At 68.9% G+C, this 6,978-nt stretch carries 6 protein-coding genes; 4 read left to right on the top strand and 2 right to left on the bottom strand.

Annotated elements, in window-relative coordinates:
• Positions 1 to 12 precede the first annotated feature (12 nt).
• Both VRZ77_RS18785 and VRZ77_RS18790 read left to right on the top strand, forming a co-directional pair.
• The gene (locus VRZ77_RS18785) at positions 13 to 330 is read left to right on the top strand and encodes a DUF1244 domain-containing protein (RefSeq protein WP_414594110.1); all 318 of its coding nucleotides are present in this window, start codon (positions 13 to 15) and stop codon (positions 328 to 330) included.
• A 185-nt stretch (positions 331 to 515) separates the two neighbouring features.
• Positions 516 to 794: a DUF2312 domain-containing protein gene (locus VRZ77_RS18790; protein WP_414594111.1), complete on the top strand. Its 279-nt coding sequence runs from the start codon at positions 516 to 518 to the stop codon at positions 792 to 794.
• A 119-nt stretch (positions 795 to 913) separates the two neighbouring features.
• On the opposite strand, the gene VRZ77_RS18795 is transcribed toward VRZ77_RS18790, so the two are convergent.
• Both VRZ77_RS18795 and VRZ77_RS18800 read right to left on the bottom strand, forming a co-directional pair.
• The gene (locus VRZ77_RS18795) at positions 914 to 2,482 is read right to left on the bottom strand and encodes a DUF882 domain-containing protein (protein ID WP_414594112.1); all 1,569 of its coding nucleotides are present in this window, start codon (positions 2,480 to 2,482) and stop codon (positions 914 to 916) included.
• 277 nt (positions 2,483 to 2,759) lie between these two features.
• Positions 2,760 to 4,685, bottom strand: coding sequence for a L,D-transpeptidase family protein (locus VRZ77_RS18800; RefSeq protein WP_414594113.1), 1,926 nt, complete (start codon positions 4,683 to 4,685; stop codon positions 2,760 to 2,762).
• 404 nt (positions 4,686 to 5,089) lie between these two features.
• Between VRZ77_RS18800 and purE the strand changes: the two genes are divergently transcribed.
• Complete coding sequence (purE, locus tag VRZ77_RS18805) at positions 5,090 to 5,590, top strand: 5-(carboxyamino)imidazole ribonucleotide mutase (RefSeq protein ID WP_414594114.1); 501 nt, start codon at positions 5,090 to 5,092, stop codon at positions 5,588 to 5,590.
• Positions 5,591 to 5,595: 5 nt separating this feature from the next.
• Positions 5,596 to 6,678, top strand: coding sequence for a 5-(carboxyamino)imidazole ribonucleotide synthase (locus tag VRZ77_RS18810; protein WP_414594115.1), 1,083 nt, complete (start codon positions 5,596 to 5,598; stop codon positions 6,676 to 6,678).
• Positions 6,679 to 6,978 lie beyond the last annotated feature (300 nt).

The following is a 6,978-nucleotide window of genomic DNA, read 5'->3' on the forward strand; positions in this document are numbered from 1 at the left end:
CGGAGCACCGCCATGACCGATTCCCTCCCCTCCCCGCTTTCCGAGCAGGAGCGCACCGAGCTGGAGGCCGCCGCCTTCCGCCGGCTGGTCGCGCATCTGGCGTCCCGCACCGACGTGCAGAACATCGAGCTGATGAATCTCGCCGGCTTCTGCCGCAACTGCCTGTCCAACTGGTATCTCGCCGCCGCGCAGGAGCGCGGCCTGCCGGTGACCAAGGACCAGAGCCGCGAGGCGGTCTACGGCATGCCCTATGAGGATTGGAAGGCCAAGCACCAGACCGAGGCCACGCCGGAGCAGAAGGCCGCCTTCCCTGGCCCGGGGCCGCACTGAGCGCCCCGCCGTCTTTTGCCGGTGGATTGCGGGGCTAGCCTGTGCACGCACCGGCCGGCGCCTTGACGCGGCGGGCGAGTTCCGTTCCTGATCCGATCCCGATTTTCAGCCACCGGGCTGCCGGGCCGCCCTGGCTTGCGTCCATCGCGGTCCGCGCCTTTCGGCTCAAGCCCACCGGAGTAGACATGTCCGATATTCCCAACGACCAGCCGCTTTCCGACGCCGCCGCCGGCTTTGCCAAGGAGCAGCTCAAATCCTTCATCGAGCGCATCGAGCGGCTGGAGGAGGAGAAGAAGACCATTTCCGAAGACATCAAGGACGTGTTCGCCGAGGCCAAGGGCACCGGCTTCGACGTCAAGGCGCTGCGCGAGATCCTGAAGATCCGCAAGCAGGACGCCGACCAGCGCGCCGAGCACGAGGCCATCGTTGACCTCTATCTGCAGGCGCTCGGCATGGTCGGCTGACCCGCCAGCAAGCGCTGTCGGCATGGTCGGCTGACCCGCCCACTCTTCGCACACAAAAAACCCGGCGGTCCTTGGCGGATCGCCGGGTTTTTTGTGTGCGAAGAGGTTTCGGGCCGGCTTCAGAGCGGCTTGGCGAGCGGCGCGGCTCCGCTCATCATCGCCACCACCGGCACTGCGACCACGGCGGCGCCCTCGAAGCGGCTGGTGCTCAGGCTGGTGGGCGCGCTCTTGCTGAAGCCGCCCGCCACCACCTGGCGCGGCGGGGCGACGAAGGCGGCGAAGCGGCGAAGCTCGGGCGTGCGCAGCACGACATGGGTGGCGACAGTCGGGCTGGAGAACAGCCGGCGGATTTCCGCCTGCATCTCCGGCGAATAGGGCGCCGCCGTGCCACGCAGACCTATGCCGCCGGCGGGACGCGAGGGAGCGGCGGCAGCGTTCTGGGCCGGCGCCGGTGCGCGGCCGGGCTGGAGCCGCTCGCTCGGGAAGATGCCGGTGGTGGCGGAGGCATAGGCGAGCGCGGGGGCGCCGCCGGCCTGCGAGCCGACGATCAGCTCAGGCAATGGCGCCGCGCCGGGACGGGCCTGCGGACGCGGGACCGCCACGCTGGACGGCTGGGCACTGGCGACCTGGAGCGCTGCGGGCGCGGCCTCGGCTGGCAGCTTCGGCGCATCGGCCGGGCGCGAGAGCGGACGGGGCACGGCGGCCGCGACCGAGAACGGCACGGACGGTGCGGGCGCCTCGGCTGCCGCGACGACGGCGCCACGCGGCAGCGGACTCGCCTGCGGCCGCGGAATATCGGCCGGTTCGGCCACCTGCACCGGAGCCGGCGCGGTTGCGGGCGCCTGCGGGGCGGGGGCCGGAGCCGCGCTCTCCTCGTCGTCGTCCTCCTTGCCGCCGCCGAACAAGCTGGCGAACAGGTTCTTGGAGCCGGCGGTCGCGCCGGTCCGCTTGGGATTATTTCCGCCGGAAAGGCCGGCAAAGGCCGCGCCGGCGCCGCCCGGCTCCTTGCCCTTCGATTCGATCTCGGCCAGCGCCAGCTCGTAGCGCGGCATCGGCTTGCCGTCGGTCGGCACATGGACGGTCTTGCCGTCCGGGAACACGCGGGCAAGCTCGGGCCGGGTCATGCGCGGCCAGTGCCGCACGCCGCCGGTGTCGAGATGCACGAAGGGAGAGCCGGAGGTCGGGTAGAAGCCGACGCCGCCGCGCTGGAGCCGGAGCCCGGCTTCGCGAATCTTGGCGAGCGGCACGCCGGGAATGAAGAAGTCCATCGCCTTGCCCTGCATGTGCAGGCTGGTCTGCGCGACGCCGCGCGAGCGCGAGCGCAGCATGGCGTTGGTCGCGGGCGAACGGTAGCCGCCGATCACCTGGATCGGCGCGGTGGCCCCGGTCTCGCGATAGACCTCCCAGACGATGTCGAACAGCTGGGGGTCCATGTTGGTCGGCTCCTTGCGGCGCCAGTCCTGCAACAGAACGTTGAGCTGGCGCATCGCCGCCGGGTCATAGCGTCCGTTACGCTTGAAGGTGACCGTGGCGCTTTCGCCGGAATGGACGTGGTGCAGGCTCAGCGTGCGCGTATCGCCATTGGCAACCGCGTCCTGAAGCAGGTCGACACTGCCGAGAGAAACCGCCGCCGCAAGCAGCGTGACCTTGGCAAGACGACGGGAGCGTAGAGCGAGTGTGATGCGCACGGACTTCCAAACCCGAAAACGAACGTTTCCTTGAAGCGCCGCAGTGAAGTGCCGCGACACACATGGTCAACACAGTCTTGTCGGGTTTGGTTAAAAGGCCGTTACGGCCCAACCCCCACGCCTTATTGATACTCTGGCTAGAAAGCGACTGTGGCGAAAGCGTGCCGTCCAGTCAAATTCGTTACAAGAGCACCATTCATCATCACTTTTTTGGTTGATCGTGTCTTTGATGGAACACAAATCAACCGATGAAACGGCGTGAGAAGCTGGAAAGGCGTCAGCGCAGCGCGGTCTGACGCCCGCGGGTGGCGACCCGCGCCGAGCCGTCGAGGCCGAGAATCGCCTTCACCGCGGCATTGGTGCCGTAGATGTCCTCGCGCGACACCAGCTTGCCGGCGCCGTCGACATAGGTGGTGAAATAAACGAGATGCACGGGGAAGCGGCGCTGCATGCTGACATGCTTCTCGCTGCCGCCGAGCAGGCCGGAAATGCGTCTCTGGTCCCAGCGGTCGTTGACGCCGAGGCCGAACATCACCTCGGCGAACTTCATCGGCTCATGCACGCGCACGCAGCCATGGCTGAAGGCCCGGCGCTCGCGCGCGAACAGGGCGCGGCTCGGCGTGTCGTGCAGATAGACCGAGTGCTTGTTCGGGAACATGAACTTCATGTTGCCGAGCGCGTTGCGCTCGCCGGGCGGCTGGCGGAACGAATAGCCCTGGGTGCCGCGGCTCCAGTTCACCGTGCCGGGATCGACGATACGGCCATTGCGCACCACGTCGATGCCCTGGCGCTCCAGCGCATAGGGGTCGGCCATCAGCTTGGGAAGCATCTCGTTGCGGATGATGCCGGGCGGCACGTTCCACGACGGGTTGAACACCATGTACTGCATCTCGGCGGACATGATGGGGGTCTGGTTCTTCTCGGTGCCGACCACCACGCGCGTCTCGTGGATCGTCTGTTCATTGACGACCACCCGCACCATGAATTCGGGGATGTTCACCATCACATAGACCGGCGCCACCTCATGCGGCACCCAGCGCCAGCGCTCCATGTTAGCGATAATGTCGGGCAGGCTCTCGCTGCCGGTGCCATTGAGCGCGGCGAGCGTGCCGGGGCCGACCAGCCCGTCCGGCTTCTGGCCGGCGGAGGCCTGGAACTGGCGCACGGCGTCGACCAGCATGTCGTCATAGCTGAAATCGTCCGGCGCGCCCTGCAGGCCGAGCCGCGCGCGCAGCAGCGGCACGCGGCGGTCGCCGTCGCCCGGCCGTAGCGTCGGGCCGGCGGGAACCTGGGCAAGCGGCACGCCGCGCCCATCCGCCAGCCGCGCAGCGAGCTGCATCTTCAGGAGCCGATATTCGTCATATTGCGGGGCGAAGGAGGCCATCGCCGCCGAGGTATTGGGCGAGGTCGACACCAGCGCGAGCACCGCCGTCGGGTCGGGGACGGTCGGAGTCGGGTCGACGAATTCAGGATTGATACCCTTGGGGTCGAAGCGGCCGCTCTGGACATGGCGCGCATAGAGCAGCGTGGTCGCGGCAAGGCGCAGTTCGGCCTCGGCCAGCTCGCCGTCCGAGGCATGGGCGCGCAGCGGTGGCACCGTGTAATCGGCCGGCGCCAGCCCTTCCAACGCCGACGCGGCGAACGTACCGAGCACGGCGGCGCCGATCGGCGAATAGCCGCCGGCGGCGGTAAACACCGGCTGGTACTGTCGCGCGGCATAAAAATCGGCCAGCGCCTGCGCGTCCTTCGGCTCCACGACGAAGCGCGGAAGCTGGGCGGCGATCAGCTCGGAGAGATAGCGCGAGACCATCTGCCCCTGCTGGGGTGCGGTATGGGCGGCGACGGCGCCGCTCGCGGGGGTGGAGGCGGTCGGCGTGCCGGTGCCGGGCGTGCCGGTGCCGAGGCTCGGGGTGGAAGCAGTCGGAGCGCTGGAGCCGGCAAGCGGCGCATTCACCGCCGGAGCGCTCGATGACGGCGCGGCATGGTCCTGCGGATAGGCCGGCATGGCGAGCGCGCTGTCGAGCCGGTGCCGGGTGGAGCGGATGTCGAACGGCGCGGGCGCGTCGCCCGCAGCCGAGAGCGGGGCCGCGCCCTCGCCGGCGGGATGGGCCGAGCCGCCATCATGTGTGCCGTTACCGGCAGCATCGCCGATCGCGATGGGCGCGCCCGACATCTCCTGCGCGTGGGCGATGAGCCCCGGCATTGCGCCTGTCGCCAGCGTTACTGTGAGCAGGGCGCACGCCGTGCCGGCAAGATACCGCCTCGCAAGCTGATCGACACGCCCGGCCATTGCTGTCTCCGTTCCCGCCACACTAGCTGAAAATGCGTGAGGCTGGTACGCCGCCTCTTTGTCTCGGTTCGCTCTTCCGCTTCAACTCACGAAACCGGCAAAGGTCCCGTATCCACGCCGCCGTAGCGCCGATGCAACAAGGCGAGGGACCCGAACGGAAGAGCTGATGCACTGTCGCAAGTGGTGGTAAAGGCGGTGTTAAGCATGCGCGCGAAAAGGCGATAGCGGACGGGATGACGCGGATGTGAGAACAGCGCTTGCCGCCACCTCCGCGATTCCTATAATCCGCGCCTTCTTTTTGGGGGAAGGACCCGGCAATGACCGAGCCGACGACGGCTGACACGCAGCCGATCGCCATCATCATGGGCAGCCAGTCGGACTGGGAGACCATGCGCCATGCCGCCGAGACTCTGGAGGCGCTCGGGGTCGGTCACAAATGCCTGATCGTTTCCGCCCATCGCACGCCCGAGCGCATGTTCGACTTCGCCAGGGGCGCACGGGCGGCCGGTTACAAGGCGATCATCGCGGGTGCCGGCGGCGCCGCCCACCTGCCCGGCATGGTCGCCGCGCTCACCCCGCTCCCGGTCTTCGGCGTGCCGGTGGAGAGCAAGGCGATGCAAGGGCTCGACAGCCTGTATTCCATCGTCCAGATGCCCGCTGGCGTCCCGGTCGGCACGCTTGCCATCGGCAAGGCCGGCGCGGTGAATGCTGCGCTGATCGCGGCCGCCGTGCTCGCCCTCTCCGACCCGGCGCTGGCGGAGCGGCTGGACGCCTGGCGCGCGGCCCGCACCGCCGCCGTTACCGAACAGCCGGTGTGACCGCCATGCTCAAGCCCGGTTACACCCTCGGCATTCTTGGCGGCGGCCAGCTCGCGCGGATGATCGCGCTGGCGGCGGCCCCGCTTGGCCTCAAGACCCATATCTACGCGCCCGAAGACGGTAGCCCCGCCTTCGACGTGGCGAGCGCGCATACGCAGGCCGCCTATGACGACTTCGAGGCGCTGGAGCGCTTCGCCGGCGCAGTCGACGTCGTCACCTACGAGTTCGAGAACGTGCCGGTGGCCACCGCCGAATTCCTGGCCGCCCGCGTGTCGGTGCATCCGGGCGCGGGTGCGCTCGGCATCACGCAGGACCGGCTGGCAGAGAAGACCTTCGTCGCCAATCTCGGCATCGAGGTCGCACCCTTCGCCGCCGTCGAGGACGAGGCGTCGCTTGAGGCCGCGCTCGCTGAAATCGGCCGCCCGGCGGTGTTGAAGACCCGCCGCTTCGGCTATGACGGCAAGGGTCAGGTCATGATCCGCGAGGGCGACGATGCCGCCGCCGCGTTTGCCGCCATCGGCCGCCATCCCGCCATCCTCGAAGGCTTCGTGCCGTTCATCCGCGAAGTCTCGGTGGTCGCGGCGCGGACGGAAGACGGGCGCTTCGCCGCCTATGAGATCACCCAGAACGAACACCGCCATCACATCCTCTACCGCTCGACCGTGCCGGCCGAGGTGACGCCGGCGGTGTCGGCGGTGTCGCATGAGATCGCGCGCCGCATCGGCGAGGCTTTGGGCTATGTGGGCGTGTTCGCGGTGGAGATGTTCCTGGTGGTGGTGGACGGCGCGCAGGGCGTGATCGTCAACGAGATCGCCCCGCGCGTTCACAATTCCGGCCACTGGACGCTCGACGGCGCCGTCACCAGCCAGTTCGAGCAGCATGTGCGCGCGGTCGCCGGCTGGCCGCTGGGCGCGGTGGAGCGGCTCGGCCATGTCGAGATGACCAACCTGATCGGCGACGAGGCGAATAGCTGGCTGGACGTGCTGGCCGAGCCCGGCGCGCATCTGCACCTCTATGGCAAGGCCGAAGCCCGGCCGGGGCGCAAGATGGGCCACGTTACCCGCATCTTCTTCGAGGACGACGCCTGAGGTCCGGGCCTTCCTTTCCCGAAACGCCCGCCGGAGCCGCCCGCGCCCGGCCCGCCTCACGCAATCGTGCGGCGGGCTTGGTAATTTCCGCGGCCGTGGCATCGTATCTGATGGTGATCCCCATCAGCGGTGTTCCCTGACATGGCCTTTCTGCGCGAGCGCTCCGGCGCCTTCAGTCCCGAGAAGATCGTCGCCCTGCTGTTCGTGCTGGCTCCGCTCGGCTGGCTGGCGGCTCGCGCGCTCGGCGGCGGGCTGACTCCGGCCGACCCGTTCGGCGTGGCGGGCGGCGGTTTGGGAGGC

The sequence above is a fragment of the Ancylobacter sp. G4_0304 genome (assembly GCF_047501495.1).
Lineage (GTDB): Bacteria > Pseudomonadota > Alphaproteobacteria > Rhizobiales > Xanthobacteraceae > Ancylobacter.